Source organism: Cutibacterium granulosum (assembly GCF_900186975.1).
Classification (GTDB): domain Bacteria; phylum Actinomycetota; class Actinomycetes; order Propionibacteriales; family Propionibacteriaceae; genus Cutibacterium; species Cutibacterium granulosum.
Window position 1 is genome coordinate 1,230,619 of the sequence record NZ_LT906441.1, and the last position, 21,944, is coordinate 1,252,562.

Genomic DNA, 21,944 nt, shown 5'->3' on the forward strand with positions numbered 1-21,944 from the left:
GAGGGCGCCGCGTCAATTCTCGCAGAAAACCGTCTCACGGTTCCACGGTGATCGTGATGGGTCCGCCCCTGGTGACGATGTCGAAGGGTCGGGGTACGATGGTGAGGATGTCGAGAGGCCGGTGTGCGACCCGGCCCCGGCGTCAACCGGGGCCAGAATCATGGTTTCTCAGTCGCTCGAGTTATGTCCTCGACTCACACTCGCGACGACGGGCAACGTCCGCAGTTTCACTTCTTCTTGGACTTCTTCGCAGCGGTCGCGATGGCGAGCAGGCCGCCGGCGTAGCCGACGTTGCGCACGAACTCGTCGATCTGCTGCGCACGGGCGTCGCCCTCGTAGTTCCAGAAGGGATGGCCGGCAAGGGTGGTCGGCACGAGCTGCAGGGCAAGAATGGTGGCGGCGGTGCGCGGCTTGATCCCCAGCACCATGGCTGCGGAGGCGGCAACCATCGTGCAACCGTTGATCTTGGCGAGCAGGGTCGGCTCGACGTCGCTCAGCTGTGACTTGACCTGCTGGGGGAGGGAGTCAATGAACTCCTCGATGATCCCGGTGAGCTGGTCGGCGTTCTGTGCGGCATTGAGGCCACCCTTGACCATGGGGGCGGCAGCGGCGGCGCGGGCGACAAATTTGAACAAGGACATGTGGACTCCTCCTGCGGTGAAAATGCTGTGGTTCCATCGTGCCACGCGACGTGCGTGATGATGCGGACGTTCAGAACTGTGCCGACAGGGCAGGGATGGTCTGCGCAGCAGTCCTGTGCTGCTCCGCCACGATTGCGCTCAACCATGCGGTGACGTCATGACGTTCCTCATCATTCAATGTCGCGATGGCATCCAGATATTCCACGCCGTCACCAGAGGCCGCCCCGAACTTGCGGATGACGTGTGCTGGAGCTGGTCCGTCGGCAACCGTCAGCGCGGCCAGCAACTCCGCATGATTGTCGACGAGCTCCTGACGTTCCGGGGTGTCTGGCCTCACCTTCTCGATGAGACGGCCCAGTCGCTTGATTCGTTCGGCACGCGCCGAGGCCAGGCAGTCCAGGGCACCAGCCAGGATGGCGTCGCCGTACTCGAGTCGGGTGAGGAAGAGTCGTCGCACTTGGCGGTACCACGATTCCAGGGCCGACAGATTGCCCAGATAGGTGATGTTCTTGGCGAGGACGGCTGCCAATTTGCGGTACGAAGCCGTCTCCACCGGCCGATTCACTCCCGCCGGGGCTTCGGGCAGTACGAGCATGCCGTCATCGGGCACATCCGCTCGCAACACGGCGCCGGCCCCGACGACGGTCCCGAAGCCAGTCCTCACCGGGCCGACCGCTCCACCCTGGCCGCCCAGGAAGATCGGGGGCTGGTCGAGCAGTACCCCGCGCGGTACGTCGCCGAACAGAGAGGCCGTGGTCTTGTCGCCGTCCGGGGTGAAGTTGAAGTGAATGTACGACGAGCCCACCTCGGAGTGGTCGGAGCGTGACGTACCGCCGGTGAGCATGGCGTCACAGAAGTTGATGAGGCTGCCCAGCGTGACGAACGGGAAGAGGATCGTCTGCTTGAGCCCGACGGTGTGTGCACCGTTCGCCTGCTCCTCCAGCAGACATCCGCCGCGCACATGCGCTCCCGATCCCATCGACGCCCCGTCCAGGAAGACGGCGTCCTGGGCGAATCCACCCTTGAGCTCGACGCTCCTGCCCAGCCGGCAGTTCTCGATCGTCATCGGGGCTTCGGCCCCGAGGATCGACCCGGACGAGATGACGGTACGGGAACCACGAATCCGGCACCCCGGATGGATGACGACACCCTCGGCACTGATGAGATCGGGATCGACGTCGTCGGTGATGTCGACGGTGCTGGGATTGGGGATCTCGACCCCCTTGGCGATGAGCGCCTCGACGGTTGCAGCTCCACGATTGTCCATCAGTCGTCCTTTCCGGGCCGAGGTGTGTGTTGGTTCCAGCGTATCCGCGTCCACCCAATGTGTGCCTGACGTCTGAATGGCCAACGAGAATCGGTGGCTCGGCACCGATCGGGGCCGATGAAGGGGCCCAGGCGATGAAATCGTGCCGATGAATGGGGGCAGTGGGAGGGGGCCACACCTTGCTGGTTGGGCGGCGGGCGTCACGGCCGTGTGTGCCGGTCGGACGCCCGGGAACCGTGGCTGTTGGGTCGTGGTGCTGGGGAGTCCTCGGGTTGGATGGTGTCGTCGCTGGCAGTGACCTTGACCGAGCCCGTACGTTCGCGTGCCAGGACGAGCCACCCGGCCACGATGACCAGCGCCATTCCGCCGATCTGCCAACCGGTGAGGCGTTGGTGCAGGATGACCAGTCCGGCCAGTGCAGCGAGCATCGGTTCGAAACCGACGATGATGCCGTAGACCTTGGTGCTGATGCGGCGCAGGGCGTACATCTCGAAGCTGTACGGCAGGGCGGAGCTGAGGATGGCGACGGTCAGCCCCAGGAGCAGTGTTGTCGAGTGCAGCAGGTTCGCCCCCGCCTGCGCGATGCCGAGGGGCAGTTGGATGAGGGTGCACAGCACCATGGCGAACCACAGCCCCTCGAGCTGGCGCCAGGCACCGCCCACCCGCTGGGCCGCCTTGGCGTACAGCGCCCAGCACAGTCCGGCGAGCAGTGCCATGCCGATACCGAACAGGCTCAACTGGCTCCAGCGAGCTCCGATGGCTCCCGAGACGCCAGCAACGCCGAGCAGGGCCATGATGATGGCGACGACGTCGCGCCACGACCTGCTGCCCAGGGCAGCCAAGGTGAGCGGGCCCAGGAACTCGACGGTGACGGCCACGCCGTAGGGCAGATGTCCCAGGGCGAAGTAGAACGATGTGTTCATGCCGCCCAGGCACAGTCCCAGGACGAGGACGTTGATCCAGTCGGTGCGGCTGTGGCCACGCAGTCGTGGGCGAGCGATGGGGGCGATGATGAGCGTGGCGATCGTGATTCGCAACGCCACGGTGCCCATCGGGCCGACCTGGGGGATGAGGGTTGCCGCGACGGCACCGCCCAGCTGGACGGACAGCGCTGTGGCAAGCATGAGAAGCACACCGAGATTCACCATTCGGAGTGTAGTGTTCGCCGTCACACGGTGGCTCCTCCCCCTGGCCAGATGGGCCGCGGTGTCATTCCTGCAAGAATGGCTGCCATGACATTTGGCTTCCAGGTGACGTCACGGCTGGACAACGGGTTGGGGCGTACCGGCATCATCCACACACCGCACGGCGACATCGCGACCCCGGCGTTCATCGTCGTGGGCACCAAGGCCAGCGTCAAGGCGCTCACCCCCGATCAGCTCACCGATCTGGGTGCCCAGGCCGTGCTGGCCAATGCCTACCACCTCTTCCTGCAGCCTGGCCCCGATCTGGTGGACGAGGCCGGGGGAGTGGGCCGGTTCATGGCCTGGGATGGCCCCACTTTCACCGACTCTGGGGGGTTTCAGGTGCTGAGCCTGGGGGCCGGGTTCAAGAAGACCCTTGCCATGGACGTCTCCCAGCTCACCGAGGCCGACGTCATCGCAGCCGATCGGGACCGCAAGGCCATGGTCGACGACGGTGGTGTCACCTTCCGCAGCCCGCTCAACGGCGACCTGCACCGGTTCACCCCGGAGGTCTCGATGTCGATCCAGCACCGGCTGGGGGCCGACGTCATGATGGCCTTCGACGAGCTCACGACCCTGCTCAACACCCGCGCCTACCAGGAGGAGGCCCTGGAACGCACCCGGCGGTGGGCCGAGCGCTGCCTGGCCGAGCATCGACGTCTGAGCGCCGAGCGTGCCGAGCGTCCCTACCAGGCCCTCTACGGCGTCATCCAGGGGGCCCAGTACGAGGATCTACGTCGCAAGGCCTGCCGCGATCTCTCCTCGATGAGCGTCGAGGGGCAGCGCTTCGACGGGTTCGGCATTGGTGGGGCCATCGAGAAGGCCAATCTTGGCACGATCGTCGGCTGGTGCGCCGACGAGTTGCCGGAGGATCGTCCTCGTCACCTGCTCGGCATCTCCGAACCCGACGATCTCTTCGCCGCGTGTCGGGCCGGTGCCGACACCTTCGACTGCGTCAACCCCTCCCGGGTGGCGCGCAATGCTGCCATTTACACCGCCGACGGACGCTACAACGTCAACACCGCGCCGTTCCGTCACGATTTCAGGCCGTTGGAGAAGGGCTGTGACTGCTACACCTGCACCCATGTCACCCGCGCCTACCTGCACCACCTCTTCAAGGCCAAGGAGCTGCTCGCCAACACCTTGGCGACGATCCACAACGAACGGTGGACGGTACGTCTGGTCGACGGCATCCGTGCCGCCATGGCCAGTGGCGAACTCGACGATTTCGAGGCAGAGTTCATGGGCCGATGGAATGCCCACGGTGGACGTCTGGTGCCAACGGCACGGTGACGCCTCTCAGCGCTGCACTGTCGGCCCGGACGCCCCAGTCTGCTCGGCCAGCCGTGCTTGGTAGCTCGGTTCATGCTTCTTGATGACCCCGATCACCCGGCGCGTCACGGGGATGAAGGCGTACTCGACGAGGGTCTTCCACAGAAAACCGAAGAAGGCGTAGTTGAGCCACTGGCCGAAGCTGGAGATGCCCACCACCGGGGCGGCGATGGTGCAGAAGATGACGGTGTCGACGAGCTCGCCCACGCCGGTGGAGCTCATAAGACGCCCGATGAGGCCGCGTTCGAGCCAGCGGTCCTTCATTCGCGTCATGATGAACGAGTTCGTGAGTTGACCGCACACGAATCCGCACAGCCCGGCGGCGACGATCTGCCAGACGGGCCCCAGGGCCCCGGCGATCTGGGCGTCGTGCATGCGGGAGTAGTCGTCGTCGAATCCGGGCAGGGCGATGATGACCCAGAAACACAGCACCGCCATCAGGGCCATGATGAATCCCATGGCGATGGCACGACGGGCGGCCTTCATGCCGTACACCTCGGTGGTGATGTCGCCCAGGACGTAGGCGAGCGGAAAGAGGAAGAAGCCGCCGTCGGTGGTGATCGGGCCGAGTTGCACGCCCTTGGAACCACCGATGTTGCTGATGATCACGGTGACGCACATCATTGCCAGGATGATGTCGAAGTAGCCGGAGCCACGATCGGCGTACACGGCAGTTCTCGGGGTACGAGTGGTCTCGTTGGTTGTCACGCCAGAGCATTTTAGGCCCCGCGGCCAGACATCGGTGAATGCACTCCTCAGGGCCATTCCCAGCGCTTTTCGGGGCAATCCGGCATGACGCCGAGGACGTTCCCGCGCCTTGGTGCTCACGGGCTCTGCTGGGTTCGCCGGGCTGGCGGGTGGTGCTGCTATCGTCGATCTCACCGCACACCTGAGGAGGAGTCATGACCGTCGCCACGAGCGAACTCGGCATCAAGCCGCAGGCCCAGCTGTATCCCGAGATCGAGCCCTACGACACCCGGATGTTGGATCTGGGCGATGGCCAGCAGATCTACGTCGAGCAGTGCGGCAATCCCGAGGGCAAACCGGTGATCTTCCTGCATGGTGGCCCCGGTGGCGGTGGTGGCACCGAGCGTCGTCGCTTCTTCGATCCGCAGGCCTACCGGATCGTCGTCATCGACCAGCGTGGCTGTGGCCTGTCCACCCCGCACATCGCCTCGGCCCAGACGTCAGCCGACATGGCGACCAACACGACGTGGAATCTCGTCGACGACTGCGAACGGGTGCGCACGGCACTTGGCATCGACACATGGCAGGTGTTCGGCGGTTCATGGGGTTCGTGTCTGGCCCTGGCCTATGCCGAGACCCATCCCGAGGCGGTGAGCGAGCTCGTGCTGCGTGGCATCTTCACCCTGCGCCAGAACGAGCTGGACTGGTACTACAACGAAGGTGCCTCCAACGTCTTCCCGGACCTGTGGGCCAAGTTCTGCGAGCCACTGCGCCGCGCCGGCCATGACTTCTCCCAGGACAACATCTCGGCCTACTACGACCTGCTGTGGGACCCGAGCCCGGCCGTCCACGGACCGGCAGCCGTGGCATGGACGAGCTGGGAGGCTGCGACGACGACGCTGGGATACCAGCAGTCCCACGTCGACGAGATGGCTGATCCCGAGTACGCCCTGGCCTTCGCCCGCATCGAGAACCACTACTTCGTCAACCACGGATTCATGACGGAGGGCCAGCTCATCCGCAACGCGAATCTGTTGGCAGACATCCCGACGGTCATCGTCCAGGGCCGCTACGACATGTGCTGCCCGGCGACCACGGCGGTGGATCTCAAACGTGCCCTGCCGACGGCGGACCTGCGCATCGTCATGGCCGGCCACTCCGCCTTCGAGCCGCTCATCACGTCCGAACTGGTCAAGGTGTGTGACGAGTTCGCCGGGCGGTGAAGATGGTGACGCCACCCAACTCCAAGCGGGTGGACATGGCCTTGATCACATCGGTCGTCCCTGGCACCTGAGATTCTCGGGTGAAAAACAGTGTGCAACACTCAGGTGCTCGGGCCATCCCCAGTCCCGAACTGCACGCTGCGCCATCCGCCCGCACAGATCGGCGATGATCGGTGTCAGCGTGCCATGTGCTGCGGTCCATGACCAGCGGTACACCATCGCACCCCTGGCCATGTCGCTGCGTTGATCCAGGCGGTCTCGACGAAGCGAGTCCAGGGACAGCTCGGTCAGCTGAAGTGTTGCCGCCGTCCCCGCCAGGCCGATCATTGGTTCATCGGCCAGCCACGAACCAGCATGACGGGAACCAGCCAGGAATCCGTCGCGCACGGCAGCGACGAACTCTGTGGGAACTCCCACGAGACCATCACAACTGGCCCACGGCATCACCAGATTGACGACGTCGACTGCCGGGTGGTGAACGGAGGCTGCTTCGTAGTCGACGAATCTGGCGTGATCGGTGATGAGCACATTGCCGGGACGTGGATCGGCCTGGGTGACGACCTCAGCCGTCTCACTGCCACGTAGTGCCGCGAACATCTCGAGTTCGGCATCGTCGGGCACGTCGAGTCCCAGTGCCGCGCACAGTGTCGTCAGGCCACGCGCTGGCAGACGAGGAGAGGCTGGCCCGCCCGTTGAGCGTGTCTGGGGGTCGAGGCGACGGATGGCGTCCTGAAATGCGACGACCCTGTCGCGTGTCGGGCGATCAGAAGTTTCCTGCCTCGATGCCGCCATCACAGTCGCTGTCGCCCGTCCCCACATCTCGGCGGCGGCCAGCGCGGCCGAGGGGTCGTTGCCAGCCAGAATGGTTCCCAGACTCGTGCCTGGCACATCCTCCATGACCACCACGCCCAGGTCCTGGTCGGCCGCGTAGCACAGTGGTGCATTCGCCAGACTGCGCAACCCGGCAATCTCCCGGACGATCCCCAACCCACCGGAGTTGTGTGACATGGCCTGGGAGTGAAAGCACTTGGCGATCACGGTGCGGGCACCGCCAGTGGCCGTTGTCGAACCGTCCACCCAGCAGCGGGCCACCGAGGTGCGCATCCCCGTACCGAGCGTCTGCGCCACCGACAGCTCACTGCCCAGGACATATGCGGCATCGTCGATCCACCCCATGCCCATGCGTGCCTCCATTCCCCGTCCAGTGCTCGCCGGATCCCATGCCGTCCACAGCCCAAGCTGCCCGGTCGCTGCGTCTGAAACTGTACGTCCACCGATGTGCAGGCCCCGGGAGTCTCGTCATGGCCGGGTGGGATGCTCGGGTTCTCGACGCTGTACGGTACTCGACTACAGTTGAAGGGTATCTGGCACGCGAGCACCCATGGAGATTGTCCTGAGCACCACAACACCCAATGCACCTGCCACTCGCGTTTTCACCGTTCCCGCCGGTGTCCCCATGATCAGTCTGGTTGGCCCCAGTGACGAATTCCTGCGTCGGCTGGAGGACGATCTGGACGCGGAGATCCTGGTACGTGGCAATGAGGTCCGTCTGTCCGGTTCCCCGGATCATGTGAGTGAGGCCACCGAGGTCCTCACCGAGATGGTGACGATTCTGCGCACCGGGCATTCACTGCGCATCGATGACGTCGATCGCATCGTCACCATGACCCGCAAGGGCGAGGCCCCGGCGCAGGTGATGACGGCCGACATCATCAGCCATCACGGCCACGTCATCCGCCCCAAGACTCGCAACCAGAAGCGTTACGTCGACGCCATGGATGCCAACACCATCGTCTTCGGGATTGGCCCGGCCGGCACCGGGAAGACGTATCTGGCCATGGCCAAGGCGGTGCAGGCACTGCATGCCAAGAAGGTGAGCCGGATCATCCTCACTCGTCCAGCAGTGGAGGCCGGCGAGAAGATGGGGTTCCTGCCCGGTACCCTCACCGAGAAGATCGACCCGTACCTGCGTCCGCTCCATGACGCGCTGCGCGACATGGTGGGTTCGGACGCCGTCCCCAGGCTCATGGATTCGGGTACCGTCGAGGTGGCTCCGTTGGCGTACATGCGTGGTCGTACCCTCAACGACGCCTTCGTCATCCTCGACGAGGCCCAGAACACCTCGCCACAGCAGATGAAGATGTTCCTCACCCGACTGGGGTTCGGGTCGAAGATCGTCGTCACCGGAGACATCACCCAGACCGACCTTCCCGGTTCGATGCAGTCGGGCCTGCGAGTGGTACGGGGAATCCTGGACGGTGTCGACGACATCGCCTTCTGCAATCTCACCAGCACCGACGTGGTACGCCACGAACTGGTGGGACGTATCGTCGCCGCCTACGACCACTACGATGCACAGAAGATGGAACATGACTCGGGGAGCAGAGGTCCGGGCAGGGTCATCGCAGATGCCAGGACCCACATGGCAACCATCACCGAGCGTCAGTCCGGCACCACGCACCTGCGGACCAGTGAGGACGGGGACCACGCAACCCCCAGGAGGAATGCATGATCGACATCATCAACGAATCCGACCAGAAGGTTGACGAACAGCGACTGGTGGGCCTGGCGACCTTTGCCCTGGACTGGTTGCGGATCCATCCCAGTGCCGAACTGTCGATCCTTCTCGTGGACGAGACGGCCATGTCGGCCTACCACGAGAAGTTCATGGGGCTTCCCGGCCCGACCGACGTGCTGAGTTTCCCCATGGACGAGCTTCGTGTCCCGGCCGACGGGCAGACACCACCCACCGGGGTGCTCGGTGACATCGTCCTGTGTCCTGCCGTCACGGCCCACCAGGCTCCCGAGAACGGTCGTACCCCCGACGGTGAGGCGGAGTACCTGCTCATCCACGGTCTGCTGCACCTGTTGGGCCATGACCATGCCGAGCCCGAGGAGAAACGCATCATGTTCGGCCTCAACGACGAGATCATCGCCGCCTGGGACGAACACCGTCAGGCGGGTGGCCAATGACCCAGAATCAGTGGATCGACCTCGTCCTGGCACTGCTGTTCGCGATCATCGCGAGTCTGTGTGCCAATGCCGAAGCTGCCTTGGACCATCTGTCGCACAGTAGGGCCGTGGAACTCGCCGAGGACGGCAGAGCCTCCCATCGCCGGTTGATCGACATGACCTCCGACCCGGCTCCCTACGTCAATGCCTCGACACTGCTGCGCACCTGTGCCGAGATTGCCTCGGTGCTGTTGGTGGCCGTCGTCATCTTCGGACAGTTCGACGCCGTGTGGCAGCAGGTCCTGGTGAGCGGGGCGATCATGGTCGCGGTGAGCTTCCTCATGTGGGGTGTCACCCCACGGACCCTGGGCAAACAGCACGACGTCAAGGTGTGCATGTTCTGGTCACGTCTGTGGGCCGGGATGGCAACCGTCCTGGCCCCGGTGGCGCAGGTGCTCATCCTGGTGGGAAATGCCGTGACCCCCGGGAAGGGTTTTGCCGACGGACCATTCACCACGGAGTCGGAACTGCGCGAAATGGTTGACTACGCGGAGTCCAGCGACCTCATCGAGGCCGACGAACGCGACATGATCCATTCGGTGTTCGACCTGGGTGACACCCTGCTCAAGGAAGTCATGGTTCCGCGCACCGACGTCGTCTTCATCAAGGCAGACAGGAATCTGCGTCAGGCCCTTTCCCTGGCGCTGCGGTCCGGATTCTCCCGCATCCCGGTCATCGGCGCGGGGTTGGACGACGTTCAGGGGGTGCTGTACCTCAAGGACATCGTCAAGCGGCTGCAGGACAAGCCGGACGCCGATCGCAGTGAGACCGTGTCGTCCATCATGCGCCCTGCGGTGTTCTCCCCGGACTCCCGCCCGGTCGACGGGGTGCTCAAGGACATGCAGATGGCCCGCAACCACATCACCGTCGTCGTGGACGAGTTCGGCGGGACGGCGGGACTTGCCACCATCGAGGACATCCTGGAGGAGATCGTCGGCGAGATCATCGACGAGTACGATCCCGAGCCCACCCAGACCGAGCAGCTCGAGGACGGGGTGTTCCGGGTGCCGACTCGCATGCAGGTCGATGATCTGGGCAAGCTCTTCGACCTCGATGTCGACGACGACGACGTCGAGACGGTCGGTGGTCTGGTCGCCAAGGAACTTTCCGTGGTTCCCATCGCTGGGTCCTCCATCGTGTGGGAGGGTTTGCAGATCACTGCCGACAAGACCACGGGACGACGTCACCAGGTGGCCACGTACGTCGTACGCCGGGCACCCGAGGACAGCATGGAACAGGAGAACGACGATGACCGATGAGCAGATGCCGTCCTTGGCCGATCTCATGGATGGCGACGAGGAGAGCCTCAGCGACGTCGACTACGTCGCGGCACGGGTCGCCGAGGCCACCACCCCCGGTTTCCACTCCGGGTTCATGTGCCTGGTGGGCCGTCCCAATGCCGGCAAGTCGACGCTGACGAATGCCCTGGTCGGCTCCAAGATCGCCATTTCGAGTTCCAAGCCGCAGACCACTCGCCACGTCATCCGTGGCGTGGTGAGCACGGCGCAGGCCCAGCTCGTCCTCATCGACACCCCCGGTCTGCACAAACCGCGTACCCTGCTGGGCGAACGGCTCAACGACCTCGTCTTCGACACCTGGTCGCAGGTGGACGTCATCGGGGTGTGCCTGCCGTCCAACCAGCGCATCGGGCCGGGTGACGCCTACCTCGTCTCCCAGATCGCCGAACTCGCCCACCGGCCCACACTCATCGCCCTGGCCACGAAATCCGATCTGGTGAGCTCGGGGCGGATGGCCGAGCACCTTGCCTCGATCACCGAGCTGGAGCAGCAGACCGGCGTGACGTTCGCCGAGATCGTGCCGTGCTCGGCCCTGGAGGGAAGCCAGGTCGACGAGGTGCGTGACATCGTCATCGACCTGTTGCCGGAGGGGCCGGCGTACTATCCCGATGGCGAGATCACCGATGAGCCCACCGAGACGCTGGTGGCCGAGCTCATTCGTGAGGCGGCCCTGGAGGATCTGCGTGACGAGTTGCCGCACTCGGTGGCGGTGGAGATCGTCGAGATGGGCAACCGGGAGGGACGTCCGCAGGATCGCCCGCTGCTGGACGTCGTGGCCAACATCGTCGTGGAGCGCAATTCCCAGAAGGGCATCCTCATCGGCGCCAAGGGTTCACACATTCGCGAGGTCGGCACTCGGGCCCGCAGCCACATCTCGGCCCTGCTGGGCACCCCCGTGCATCTGGACCTTCAGGTCAAGGTGCTGGAGGACTGGCAGTCCGACCCCAGGTACCTCAATCGGTTGGGGTTCTGAACCGGGGTACGGGCAGCGCACTGTCGTGAACTGGATTCCGATGCCCCTCGAGCAGAACAGGCCGAACCGCTGGGCAACCGGGGTTCTTGGATGACGCACATGCCGGGGTCAGCACTCACTTGCCGGGTCAACACTCAGCGTCGTTCGTCCGCGCTCCCGGCGACCTCGTTGGGGATGGCCCCGCCGAAGCGGCGGTCGCGGGAGGCGTACTCGACGACTGCCTCCCACAGATCACGACGGTCGACGTCGGGCCACAACTTGTCGGAGAACACCATTTCGGAATACGCGTTCTGCCAGAGCAGGAAGTTGGAGAGTCGCTGTTCGCCCGACGATCGCCAGAACAGGTCGACGTCGGGGATCTCGGGCTCGTCGAGGTGGGTGCGGAAGGTCTTCTCCGAGATGTGGTCGGGGTCGATCCGGCCCTCGGCGGCCTGACGGGCGATCTCACGCGTGGCGTCGACGATCTCGGCGCGTCCCCCGTAGTTGACGCAGAACTGCAGGGTGAGCACCGTGTTGTCGGCGCTCAGCTCCTGGGCCTGCGTCAGCTCCCTGATGACGGACTTCCACAGTTTCGGGCGGCGTCCGGCCCATCGGATCCGTACCCCCAGGGCGTCGAGTTGGTCGCGGCGGCGGTGGATGACGTCGCGATTGAAACCCATGAGCCAGCGGACCTCCTCGGGAGAGCGCTTCCAGTTCTCGGTGGAGAACGCATATGCGGAGAGATACGGGATGCCCATCTCGATGGCCCCTTCGATGACGTCGAAGAGGGCGAACTCCCCTTGGGCGTGCCCGTCGGTGCGTTTGAGACCGCGCTGTTTGGCCCATCGACCATTGCCGTCCATGACGATGGCGACATGGCGGGGGATGAGTTCGGCGGGAAGTCTCGGCGGACGGGCACCCGAAGGATGGGGGGTGGGGCCGTGCTTGGCAGGACGAGAGGTCGATGGCATGGAGCCAGCCTACTTGGCCAAGGTCGGAGTCAACTGCAGCGAGGCGCGGGGTCGGTCACGCCAGGCACGGGGGCAGATTCAGACACGGGGCAGATTCAGGCACGGGGGCGGACTGGCTGGGGCCAGAACCTCACGACCACAGGGGATCATGCGTTGTTGTGCGGCTCGGCAGATGCCGATGAGTGGTCAGCGTGGGCATGTGCATCGGCCTCTGCCGTGGTCGCGGCCGCGGCTCCGGCAGGTGCCGGATCCTCCGCAGCCACGTCCTTGCCTCCATCGTCCTGCCCGGCCTCGACGGTGAGCGTCTGCTCCTCGGACTTGTCACGGGCCAGGACGAGCCAGCCGGCGACGATGACCAGGGCTATACCGCCGATCTGGGTGCCGGAAAGGTGCTGGTGCAGCACGATGAGGCCGGCAAGGGCTGCCACCACGGGCTCCAGACCGACGATGATCCCGTACACCTTCTGCTTGATGCGGCGCAGCGCGTACATCTCGAGGCTGTAGGGCAGTGCCGAGCTGAGAAGGGCGACTCCTGCGCCGGCGAGCAGCATCTTCGGTGCGACGAGGTGGGAGCCGGCCTGGGCGATGCCGAACGGTGTCACGCCGACACCGATGATGAGGATGGCCCACCACAACCCTTCGACCTGTGGCCAGGTGCGTCCGACTCGCTGGGCCACATTGACGTACAGGCCCCAGAAGGCTCCGGCGGCCAGGCCCATGCCCAGCCCGAAGAGGTCGAGCTGGCTCCAGTCGGCGTTGATCGCCCCAGAGACCGTTGCCACGCCGGTGAGGGCGAGGAGAATGGCGATACCGTCTCGCCACGAGCGGCTGCCCAGGGCAGCAAGGGTGAGTGGTCCGAGGAACTCCACGGTGACGGCGACACCGATGGGCAGGTGTGACAGGGCGTAGTAGATGCAGATGTTGAGACCGCCCAAGCACACGGCAAGTTCAAGGACTGAGATCCAGTCGGAGCGGGTGTGGCTGTGAATCTTGGGACGGGCCACCGGTGCCAGTAGCAGTGCTGCGATCACCATGCGCAGTGTCATGGTTCCCATCGGGCCGACGGTGGGAAAGAGAACTGCGGCGAACGTGTTTCCGAGTTGGATCGAGATGGACACTGCGAGCATGAGAAGAACACCGAAATTCACATGGGGCCATGTTAGTTGGTGGACTCCGAGTGGCCAAAGCACTTGCCAAACAGCGGTTGACCGACTCCTCGTGACCTGCCGCGCCCCATTGCAGCCGTTCCGGTGAAGCCCCAGATGGGTGAGCACTCCTGATGACTTGGTGAGCATTCCAGATGATCCGGTGGCGCTCCTGATGGCAAGGTGGATTGGTGGCGCGACGGTGTTGCTCCAGGACGCAGGCGGTGCGCTGGTGGTGCGGGCACATAATGGGATGCATGCCCACCTATCGTGATCGTGCCGTCGTGCTACGCACCTACAAGCTCGGTGAGGCCGACCGCATCATCTCGATGCTGTCGCGGGACCACGGAAAGATTCGTGCCGTGGCGCGAGGCGTTCGTCGCACGTCCAGCAAGTTTGGCGGACGACTCGACCCGTTCAACCACGTCGACCTGCAACTGGTCGTCGGACGCAGTCTGGACGTCGTCTCGCAGGTGGAGACGATCACCGCATACTCACGTCCGCTGCGGCTGGACTACCAGTTGTTCACCGCCGCCGAGGTCATGGTGGAGACCGCCGATCGGTTGGTACCGGTGGAGAAGGAGCCCGACCCGGTCCAGTACCGCCTGTTGGCGGGCGGACTACGCACCTTGGGTCATGGGACCCCTGACGGGCGGCGCCCTGCGGAGACCATCATGGACTCCTACCTGCTGCGAGCGTTGTCGGCAGCCGGGTACGCACCCGACCTGCAGGACTGCGTCGTGTGTGGGCGTCCTGGGCCGCACGCCGGATTCTCCCCGAGCTTGGGGGGAGTGGTGTGTGCGGATTGCCAGCCGCCCGCCACCCCACATCCACGTCCAGAGACCCTTGCCTATCTTCAGGCCCTGCTGGTGGGGGACTGGCCCGCGGTTCGTGACGTGCCGATGGTGGTCATCCGTGAGGCGGCTGGTCTGGTCTCGGCCTACGTCACCTGGCATCTGGAACGGGGGTTGAGATCGTTGCCGCTGCTGGAGGAGTCATGAAGCGGCGCTCCACGATGTGACGCGTCCGCTCAGGTCGTGTACAGTTGATCAAGTTCCGTGTGGAACATGCGGATGTAGCTCAATGGTAGAGCCCCAGTCTTCCAAACTGGCTACGCGAGTTCGATTCTCGTCATCCGCTCCAGAAGGCCCCGCAAGGGGCCTTTTCCAGTTTTCCGAGCATCCCATGTCTGCGACGTGTGGGCACCGACGAACCCACCAGTCAAGCCGGCGAACACTGAATTGTCCTGTGATGGCTGGACCCATGTGGGTACCGGGCTTGGATACCATCCACCCATCTCGCTAGAATTGCTGAGCATGTGTCCGCCCAACCGGCGGAGGAAATATCGGACCACTCAGGAGACCTTTCGTGCCCAGCACCCTCGAGCAGCTCAGCCCCACCCGGGTGAAGCTCACCATCACGATGACGTTTGATGAGCTCAAGCCCACTCTCGACCAGGCCTACAAGGACATCGCCTCCCAGGTGAGCGTTCCCGGCTTTCGCAAGGGCAAGGTTCCCGCCCCGGTGATCGACCAGCGCTTCGGCCGCGGCGCCGTACTGCAGCAGGCCATCAACGATGCTCTCCCGGAGGCCTACAACCAGGCCATCCAGGACAATGAGATCGTTCCCCTGGGCCAGCCCGAGGTCGACGTCACCAAGCTGGAGGATGGTGAACTCGTCGAGTTCACCGCCGAGGTGGACGTGCGTCCTGACTTCGAGGTTCCCGATGCCTCCGAGGTCACCGCCGAGGTGCCGGTGCTCTCTGTCGCCGACGAGGACATCGACAAGCAGGTCGAGCTGCTGCGTGAGCGCTTCGCCACCACCACCGAGGTGGATCGTGCCGCCGACAAGGGCGACATCACCGTCATCAACCTCGAAGGCTCCAAGGATGGTGAGATCCTCGAGGACGCCACTGCCGAGGGCATCACCTACAAGGTTGGTGCCGAGGGCATGCTGGAGGGCCTTGACGACGCCGTCATCGGGCTCAAGGCCGGCGAGGACGCCACCTTCCACTCCACCCTGGTCGGCGGCGCACTGCGCGGTGAGGAGGCCGACATCAAGGTCACCGTCACCAAGGTGTCCGAGCAGGAGCTCCCGGAGGTTGACGAGGAGTTCGCCCAGCTCGTCAGCCAGTTCGACACCGTCGAGGAGATGCGCGCGGACCTGCGCACGTCCATGGAGAACCAGGCTCGCCTGAGCCAGGTTGCCGACGCCCGGGACAACGTCTTGGAGGCCCTGCTTACCAAGACGTCCTTCGACCTGCCCGAGAAGGTCGTCGAGTCCCAGATCGAGGCTCGCCGCACGCAGGTCACCCAGCAGCTCGCCCAGGCCGGTCTCACGGTTGAGCAGTACCTCGAGGACTCCGAGGAGGACGTGGACAACGAGGACGACTTCTGGGCAGAGATCGAGAAGCGTTCCATCGACGCCCTGCGTGCCCAGCTCATCCTGGACAAGGCTGCCGAGGACGGCGAGTTCGAGATCGAGCAGGACGACCTCACCCAGTTGCTCTTCCAGAAGGCCCAGGCCAATGGCACCTCCCCGGAGGTCGAGGCCCAGCGCATGATGGAGCAGAACCTCGTTGGTGAGTGGATGCAGGAGATTCGTCGCGGCAAGGCCCTCGCCGACATGGTCGCCAAGGCCACCGTCAAGGATTCCGATGGCACCGTCCTCGACCTTGAGCACATCGGTCCCGACGGGGCCGTCATCGAGCCGGCCGAGGATGAGAAGCCCGCTGAGGATTCCCAGGCCGACACCGCTGACGAGGCTGCCGACGCCAAGAGCTCCAAGGCTGATGACGAGGCCAAGAAGTCGAGCACCAAGGCCAAGTCGACCAAGAAGCCAGCCGCCAAGAAGACCACAACCAAGAAATCGACCGCCAAGAAAGCCACGGCGAAGAAGACCGCGGACAAGAAGGACGCCGAGAAGGACTGATCCCTCGGCACAGTGACGCAGAATCACGGGCACCCCACAACAGTGGGGTGCCCGTGCCGTCTCCCGGGAGAAGAGGGGTTCGGTCCGGTGCGGAAATCCTCGTCAGAGAGCTGTCACCTGGCGCGCTTTGGGCACTGGCTGCCACTCTGTCAGAATGAGACCGGCGTATCCGTCATGACGCATCTCTCACCGGGTCGGCCACACACGTGCGCTGGTCCCGTCCCCTATTTCTGCTGCAGGAGAGCACATGGAATTGCCTCAGAAGCTTCGAGACCTCTGGTCAGGGACACGGATCAACGACAACGCTCGACGCCGAGAAGTGGCCCGCAGGGAGCGCAAGGCTGCCGAGGACGAGGCAGTGCGTCAATCCACCGAGCAGTTCAAGAAGGAGCTGCGTGCGGAGGTCGTGGCCACCGAGGAGGCCAACCAGCGCGACATCATGAAGGCGGCTTCTGCCCTGGTGGACGCCGTCGACAAGCGTCGTGCCGATGATCCCGATGCCGTCGTCCATCGACCGCTGCCGTCGATCACCGTCGTTCTCATCACCACTGCTGCCGGATGGCTGGTGCTCAGCCTGTTGCACGAGCTCTCCGACGTTGCTGCGCCCATGTTCTTTGCGCTCAACATGCTCATCACGGCATACCCGATTCACCGATGGATGGTGAAGCATTCCTTCCCCTCCTGGCTCGGCGCCCTCACGTCTGGGCTGACGGTACTCATCGTCCTGGCCCTGGGATTCGTCGGGATGGGATGGTCGGTGGCTGCCACCGTCACCGAATTGCAGAAGTACATGCCCCAGATGGTGAGCACCTACGAGGAAAGCGTTCGAGGGTTGGCGAAGATCGGCTTCAGCGAGGACGCCATCGCCGAGAAGCTCAAGGGAATCGACACGAGCAAGATCATCTCGGTGACGTCCTCGGTGCTTTCCGACACGTCGAGCGTCGTCACCCTCATCGTCGTCATCCTCACGGGAATGATCTTCATGGTGATGGACACCCCGTCCATGCACCGACGCCTTGAGCTCACCGCCCTGAGCAAGCCCCGGATGGCACTGGGACTCAGCGATTTCGCCCACGGCATCCGCCGTTACTGGCTCGTGACCACGGTCTTCGGCCTCATCGTGGCGGGTTTCGACTGGGTGGCGTTGATCATCATCGATGTGCCGCTGGCCGGGGTGTGGGCACTGTTCAGCTTCCTCACGAACTACATTCCCAACATCGGCTTCATCGTCGGACTGCTCCCCCCGGCCATGCTGGCCTTCTTCCAAGACGGTTGGGTCGCCTGCGTGGCCGTCATCGTCTCCTACAGCGTGCTCAACTTCGTCATCCAGTCGATCATCCAGCCCAAGTTTGCCGGTGATGCGGTGGGGCTCACGCCGACGATGTCATTCGTCTCCCTGCTGCTGTGGGGGTGGTGCTTCGGAGCACTGGGCACACTCATCGCCCTGCCCTGCTCGCTGCTCGTGAAGTCTCTGCTGCTGGACCACGATCCCAACTCGCGGTGGGTCAACGCGCTGATCTCCAACGATCCCGAGGAGGCGGTGGGGCCGCCCGCCCCGTCGAAGCATTCCTGACCCTCGACTCATTCCTGACCCCTCGTCTCCATGAGTTCGGCCCGGGCGGAGGTCGTCGCCATGCACCAGGTGCCGTTCGTGCTCGTCTCCATGCGCTCGGCCCGAGCGGCTCGGTGAGCGGCGAGGGTGGTGGTGACGAGGTTGGCTGGCCGCAGTGCGTACGAGCTCGGCCGCGACCAGTTCTCGTGCGCACGGACCAGGTGCACGAGCTCGGAGGGCCCACGATCATGCGGACGGTCCACGATCACCCCGAATGGTCCGAGTGTGAACCGGCTTGTGGCGAAAAGGTGGGGTGATCGTCGAATGTGTTGATCTGACGCGGTAGTTTCGTAGGCGTGAACGAGATGAATGCACCCACTGCGCCGGACATGCCCCGGATGGCTGACGCCGCGTCTGCTGGAGTCGGCATGACGGACAACGTCTACCAGTCCCTGCTGCGCAACCGGATCATCTTCCTTGGCTCGGAGGTCAAGGACGAGAATGCCAACGCCCTGTGCGCGCAGATGCTCCTGCTCAATGCCGAGGACCCGAACGCCGACATCTACCTGTACATCAACTCCCCAGGTGGATCGATCTCTGCCGGCATGGCGATCTACGACACCATGGAATGGATCTCCAACGACGTCGTCACCGTTGCCATGGGTATGGCTGCCTCCATGGGGCAGTTCCTGCTCACCGCCGGCACGAAGGGCAAGCGTTACGCCCTGCCACACGCCAAGATCCTCATGCACCAGCCGCTGGGCGGTGTGGGCGGCACTGCCACCGAGATCTCCATTAATGCGAAGTTCCTCAAGGACACCAAGCGTGAGATGGCCGAGATCAACGCCGAGCACACCGGCCAGAGCGTCGAGAAGATCATCGAGGACTCCGAGCGGGACCACTGGTTCACCGCTGCCGAGGCACTCGACTATGGCTTCATCGACCACGTCTATGCCAGCGCGGCTCATCTGAGCCAGGACGCCCCCAGCAAGTGAGGACTGACATGAATCTTTTCGACATGGCTGACTTCAACGCAGCCCAGGCGGGTGCTGCACTGCGCGAATCCGAGTCGACACCGTCCGGCACCGCGCCGATGAACCCGTCCATGGACTACTACATCCCGCAGTGGGAGGAGCGCACCTCCTACGGCGTGCGCCGGGTCGACCCCTACACCAAGCTCTTCGAGGATCGCATCATCTTCCTTGGCACCCCGGTGACCGATGACATCGCCAATGCCGTCATGGCCCAGCTGCTGTGCCTGCAGTCGATGGATCCGGAGCGCACCATCAGCATGTACATCAACTCACCCGGCGGCTCGTTCTCGGCGATGAGCGCCATCTACGACACGATGAAGTATGTGCGTCCCGACGTGCAGACCGTCTGCCTGGGAATGGCTGCCTCGGCTGCTGCCGTGTTGTTGGCTGCTGGTACCAAGGGCAAGCGGTTTGCGCTGCCGAACTCGACCATCCTCATCCATCAGCCAGCGATGGGGCAGGCCACGTACGGTCAGGCCACCGACATCGAGATCTTGGACAACGAGATCCAGCGAATTCGTCGTCTCATGGAAACCATGCTCTCCGAGGCCACTGGGCAGAGTGTGGAGCAGGTGTCCAAGGACGTCGACCGCGACAAGTACCTCACGGCGCCCGAGGCCAAGGAGTACGGTCTCATTGACGAGATCTTCGGAGTGGCCTGAGAGGCCGTGATGGCCTGAGCACGTGCTGAAGGTGGTGGGCACCGGAGTTGTCCACCACCTTGCATACCCCATGCCGTGGTTTCGTCCACAGACAATTCGAGATTTTTGTCCGGACCACACCGCGAGCTAAAGTTCATTGAACGGTAAAAAGTATTCTTCAGTGTTCCGCGTGACGAATACATCTGATCCTGATGGGTGGAAACCGCATGTCGCGTCTGGGAGAGAGCAGTGATCTGTTCAAGTGCTCCTTCTGTGGCAAGAGTCAGAAACTCGTGAAGAAGCTCATTGCCGGGCCCGGGGTGTACATCTGTGATGAGTGCATCGACTTGTGCAATGAGATCATCGAGGAGGAATTTGCTGAGTCGTCCCAGACGACCTCCTTGGAGGATCTGCCTCGGCCACGGGAGATGTGCGAATTCCTCGACACCTACGTCATCGGTCAGGAACGAGCAAAACGTACCCTCTCCGTGGCGGTGTACAACCACTACAAGCGCATCCACGCCGCCACCGAGGTGTCCCACGCCCGGCGTGCCGAGGATGACGACATCGAACTGGGCAAGTCGAACATCCTGCTGCTGGGACCAACTGGATGTGGCAAGACGTATCTTGCCCAGATCTTGGCGCGCAGGCTCAATGTGCCATTCGCCATGGCGGACGCCACAGCTCTCACGGAAGCCGGGTATGTCGGTGAGGACGTGGAGAACATTCTCCTCAAACTCATCCAGGCCGCTGATTTCGACATCAAACGCGCCGAAACCGGAATCATCTACATTGACGAGATCGACAAGGTCGCCCGCAAGTCCGAGAATCCCTCCATCACCCGTGATGTGTCGGGTGAGGGCGTCCAGCAGGCCCTGCTGAAGATCCTCGAGGGGACGACTGCCTCAGTGCCGCCCCAGGGTGGACGCAAGCATCCGCACCAGGACTTCCTGCAGATTGACACGACGAACATTCTCTTCATCGTCGCGGGGGCATTCGCTGGGTTGGAGGACATCATCAATCAGCGTGTTGGGGCCCGTCCGGTCGGGTTCAACGTCGATGACGGCTGCGACGTCGTCGATGAGGACGACCTGCTCTCCCAGGCGACCCCGGAGGACCTGCACAAGTTCGGGCTCATCCCGGAGTTCATTGGGCGACTGCCCATGATCACGACGGTGGACCCGTTGGATCGTGAAGCTCTCATGAGCATTCTCACCGAGCCGTGCAATGCGCTCACTCAGCAGTTCGAGAAACTTTTCGAGCTTGATGGCGTGCAACTCGAGTTCACCGAGGAGGCCATCGGCGCGGTTGCCGACAAGGCCTTGGAACGGGGCACGGGCGCTCGTGGACTACGTGCCATCCTCGAGGAGACCCTCATGGAGGTCATGTACGAGGTGCCGTCGCGTCAGGACGTGGCACGAGTCGTCGTCACCGCAGACGCCGTGCGTGGCCTCGCTCGGTGCAAGTACTCCTCCCGGGCTCGAGTGGCCCGCGGCAGGCTGTCCGCCTGACGGACTCGACCCAGCAGGCGTCTGCCTGACGGATTCGATCCCGCGGGCCTTGCCTGCCCGGTGCCTGCGCCGGCGTCGCCATGAACCGGGTCGCCTGGTCGTGGGGAGAGGCCGACGTGGCGTGGCAGCAGGTCCAGCTTGGATCCTCAGACGTCCGTGAAATTGGTGTGGTGCGCCACCTCGTCCAGGACCTGATCGGCGCTTCTCCTGAGCTGGTCCAAGGTCTTCCTGCGCTGAGCGCCGTTCTGACGATCGAGCACCGGGACGAGCCGATCAATCTCGTCGGCCTTGGCGATCCACTGGCTGGCCCGGGGATCTCGTGACTGCCGGGCATACTGTCGAATGGCCTTGGCCGTGAGGGTCAGCTGACCCGTGCGGGTGCGAGACATCGCCCATCGGCGAATTCCATCGACTCCGGTGTGCAGGGCCTTGGCGGCACGGTCGTTCTCGTTGAGGGTGTCCCAGGCGCGTTGGGCCACGGGAATGAACGCGGCTGCGGCCCCGACTGCCCTTTTCGCCGCCTTGAACTTGCCTGCCATGGTCACTCCTTGTCTCACGGGTCA

At 64.0% G+C, this 21,944-nt stretch carries 19 protein-coding genes, 1 tRNA gene and 2 pseudogenes; 13 read left to right on the plus strand and 9 right to left on the minus strand.

The annotated features are described in order from the left end of the window. Positions 1-227: 227 nt before the first annotated feature. From CKV91_RS05190 to CKV91_RS05200, 3 genes and pseudogenes are all read right to left on the minus strand, one after another. Positions 228-641, minus strand: a complete 414-nt coding sequence (locus CKV91_RS05190) for a DoxX family protein (RefSeq protein ID WP_021105380.1) — start codon at positions 639-641, stop codon at positions 228-230. A 70-nt stretch (positions 642-711) separates the two neighbouring features. Next, a complete protein-coding gene (locus CKV91_RS05195; RefSeq protein WP_021105381.1) occupies positions 712-1,908 on the minus strand; it encodes a UDP-N-acetylglucosamine in 1,197 nt (398 codons plus the stop codon). 314 nt (positions 1,909-2,222) lie between these two features. After that, positions 2,223-3,056, minus strand: a pseudogene (locus CKV91_RS05200) (EamA family transporter); the annotation flags it as partial. An 84-nt stretch (positions 3,057-3,140) separates the two neighbouring features. On the opposite strand from CKV91_RS05200, the gene tgt reads away from it, so the two are divergent. After that, positions 3,141-4,385: a tRNA guanosine(34) transglycosylase Tgt gene (gene tgt, locus CKV91_RS05205; RefSeq protein WP_021105383.1), complete on the plus strand. Its 1,245-nt coding sequence runs from the start codon at positions 3,141-3,143 to the stop codon at positions 4,383-4,385. Positions 4,386-4,391: 6 nt separating this feature from the next. On the opposite strand, the gene CKV91_RS05210 is transcribed toward tgt, so the two are convergent. Further along, positions 4,392-5,132, minus strand: coding sequence for a queuosine precursor transporter (locus CKV91_RS05210; RefSeq protein WP_021105384.1), 741 nt, complete (start codon positions 5,130-5,132; stop codon positions 4,392-4,394). A 194-nt stretch (positions 5,133-5,326) separates the two neighbouring features. Between CKV91_RS05210 and pip the strand changes: the two genes are divergently transcribed. Further along, positions 5,327-6,334 (plus strand): prolyl aminopeptidase, encoded by a 1,008-nt coding sequence (gene pip / locus CKV91_RS05215; protein ID WP_021105385.1) that lies wholly within the window; start codon positions 5,327-5,329, stop codon positions 6,332-6,334. A gap of 45 nt (positions 6,335-6,379) precedes the next feature. Here the strand turns inward: pip and CKV91_RS05220 are convergent, their stop codons facing one another. Next, positions 6,380-7,516 (minus strand): phosphotransferase, encoded by a 1,137-nt coding sequence (locus CKV91_RS05220; protein ID WP_036957290.1) that lies wholly within the window; start codon positions 7,514-7,516, stop codon positions 6,380-6,382. 199 nt (positions 7,517-7,715) lie between these two features. On the opposite strand from CKV91_RS05220, the gene CKV91_RS05225 reads away from it, so the two are divergent. From CKV91_RS05225 to era, 4 genes are read left to right on the plus strand one after another with little or no spacing between them, the layout of a single operon-like run. Continuing rightward, a complete protein-coding gene (locus CKV91_RS05225) occupies positions 7,716-8,846 on the plus strand; it encodes a PhoH family protein (RefSeq protein WP_021105387.1) in 1,131 nt (376 codons plus the stop codon). Beyond that, the gene (gene ybeY, locus CKV91_RS05230; protein ID WP_021105388.1) at positions 8,843-9,307 is read left to right on the plus strand and encodes an rRNA maturation RNase YbeY; all 465 of its coding nucleotides are present in this window, start codon (positions 8,843-8,845) and stop codon (positions 9,305-9,307) included. The genes CKV91_RS05225 and ybeY overlap by 4 nt, the downstream gene beginning before the upstream one ends. After that, positions 9,304-10,605, plus strand: coding sequence for a hemolysin family protein (locus CKV91_RS05235; protein ID WP_021105389.1), 1,302 nt, complete (start codon positions 9,304-9,306; stop codon positions 10,603-10,605). The genes ybeY and CKV91_RS05235 overlap by 4 nt, the downstream gene beginning before the upstream one ends. Then, the gene (gene era, locus CKV91_RS05240) at positions 10,595-11,617 is read left to right on the plus strand and encodes a GTPase Era (RefSeq protein ID WP_021105390.1); all 1,023 of its coding nucleotides are present in this window, start codon (positions 10,595-10,597) and stop codon (positions 11,615-11,617) included. The genes CKV91_RS05235 and era overlap by 11 nt, the downstream gene beginning before the upstream one ends. Before the next feature lie 134 nt (positions 11,618-11,751). Here era and CKV91_RS05245 read toward each other — a convergent pair whose 3' ends face one another. Next, positions 11,752-12,459 carry an isoprenyl transferase gene (locus CKV91_RS05245; protein ID WP_036904393.1) on the minus strand — a complete coding sequence of 236 codons (708 nt, stop codon included), beginning with the start codon at positions 12,457-12,459 and terminating at the stop codon, positions 11,752-11,754. 416 nt (positions 12,460-12,875) lie between these two features. Further along, positions 12,876-13,694 (minus strand): annotated as a pseudogene (locus tag CKV91_RS05250) (EamA family transporter); the annotation flags it as partial. A 275-nt stretch (positions 13,695-13,969) separates the two neighbouring features. Here CKV91_RS05250 and recO point away from each other — a divergent pair. The 4 genes from recO (at position 13,970) to CKV91_RS05270 (ending at position 18,216) form a co-directional block, all read left to right on the plus strand. Then, on the plus strand, positions 13,970-14,713 hold the full coding sequence (gene recO / locus CKV91_RS05255) for a DNA repair protein RecO (RefSeq protein WP_021103056.1): 744 nt from the start codon (positions 13,970-13,972) through the stop codon (positions 14,711-14,713). Between the two features lie 68 nt (positions 14,714-14,781). Continuing rightward, positions 14,782-14,855 (plus strand) — tRNA-Gly (locus tag CKV91_RS05260). Positions 14,856-15,080: 225 nt separating this feature from the next. Then, entirely contained in the window at positions 15,081-16,643 is a 1,563-nt protein-coding gene (gene tig, locus CKV91_RS05265) for a trigger factor (protein WP_065860715.1), read from the plus strand. A 247-nt stretch (positions 16,644-16,890) separates the two neighbouring features. Continuing rightward, positions 16,891-18,216, plus strand: a complete 1,326-nt coding sequence (locus CKV91_RS05270; protein ID WP_021105394.1) for an AI-2E family transporter — start codon at positions 16,891-16,893, stop codon at positions 18,214-18,216. Between the two features lie 8 nt (positions 18,217-18,224). Here the strand turns inward: CKV91_RS05270 and CKV91_RS05275 are convergent, their stop codons facing one another. Next, positions 18,225-18,458: a hypothetical protein gene (locus tag CKV91_RS05275; protein ID WP_155944877.1), complete on the minus strand. Its 234-nt coding sequence runs from the start codon at positions 18,456-18,458 to the stop codon at positions 18,225-18,227. 126 nt (positions 18,459-18,584) lie between these two features. Between CKV91_RS05275 and CKV91_RS05280 the strand changes: the two genes are divergently transcribed. The 3 genes from CKV91_RS05280 (at position 18,585) to clpX (ending at position 21,381) form a co-directional block, all read left to right on the plus strand. Beyond that, a complete protein-coding gene (locus CKV91_RS05280) occupies positions 18,585-19,190 on the plus strand; it encodes an ATP-dependent Clp protease proteolytic subunit (protein WP_036904039.1) in 606 nt (201 codons plus the stop codon). Positions 19,191-19,198: 8 nt separating this feature from the next. Continuing rightward, positions 19,199-19,891 (plus strand): ATP-dependent Clp protease proteolytic subunit, encoded by a 693-nt coding sequence (locus tag CKV91_RS05285; RefSeq protein ID WP_021103061.1) that lies wholly within the window; start codon positions 19,199-19,201, stop codon positions 19,889-19,891. Between the two features lie 206 nt (positions 19,892-20,097). Then, the gene (gene clpX, locus CKV91_RS05290) at positions 20,098-21,381 is read left to right on the plus strand and encodes an ATP-dependent Clp protease ATP-binding subunit ClpX (protein WP_065860716.1); all 1,284 of its coding nucleotides are present in this window, start codon (positions 20,098-20,100) and stop codon (positions 21,379-21,381) included. Between the two features lie 146 nt (positions 21,382-21,527). Here clpX and CKV91_RS05295 read toward each other — a convergent pair whose 3' ends face one another. After that, a complete protein-coding gene (locus CKV91_RS05295; RefSeq protein ID WP_021105398.1) occupies positions 21,528-21,920 on the minus strand; it encodes a hypothetical protein in 393 nt (130 codons plus the stop codon). Between the last annotated feature and the right edge of the window lie 24 nt (positions 21,921-21,944).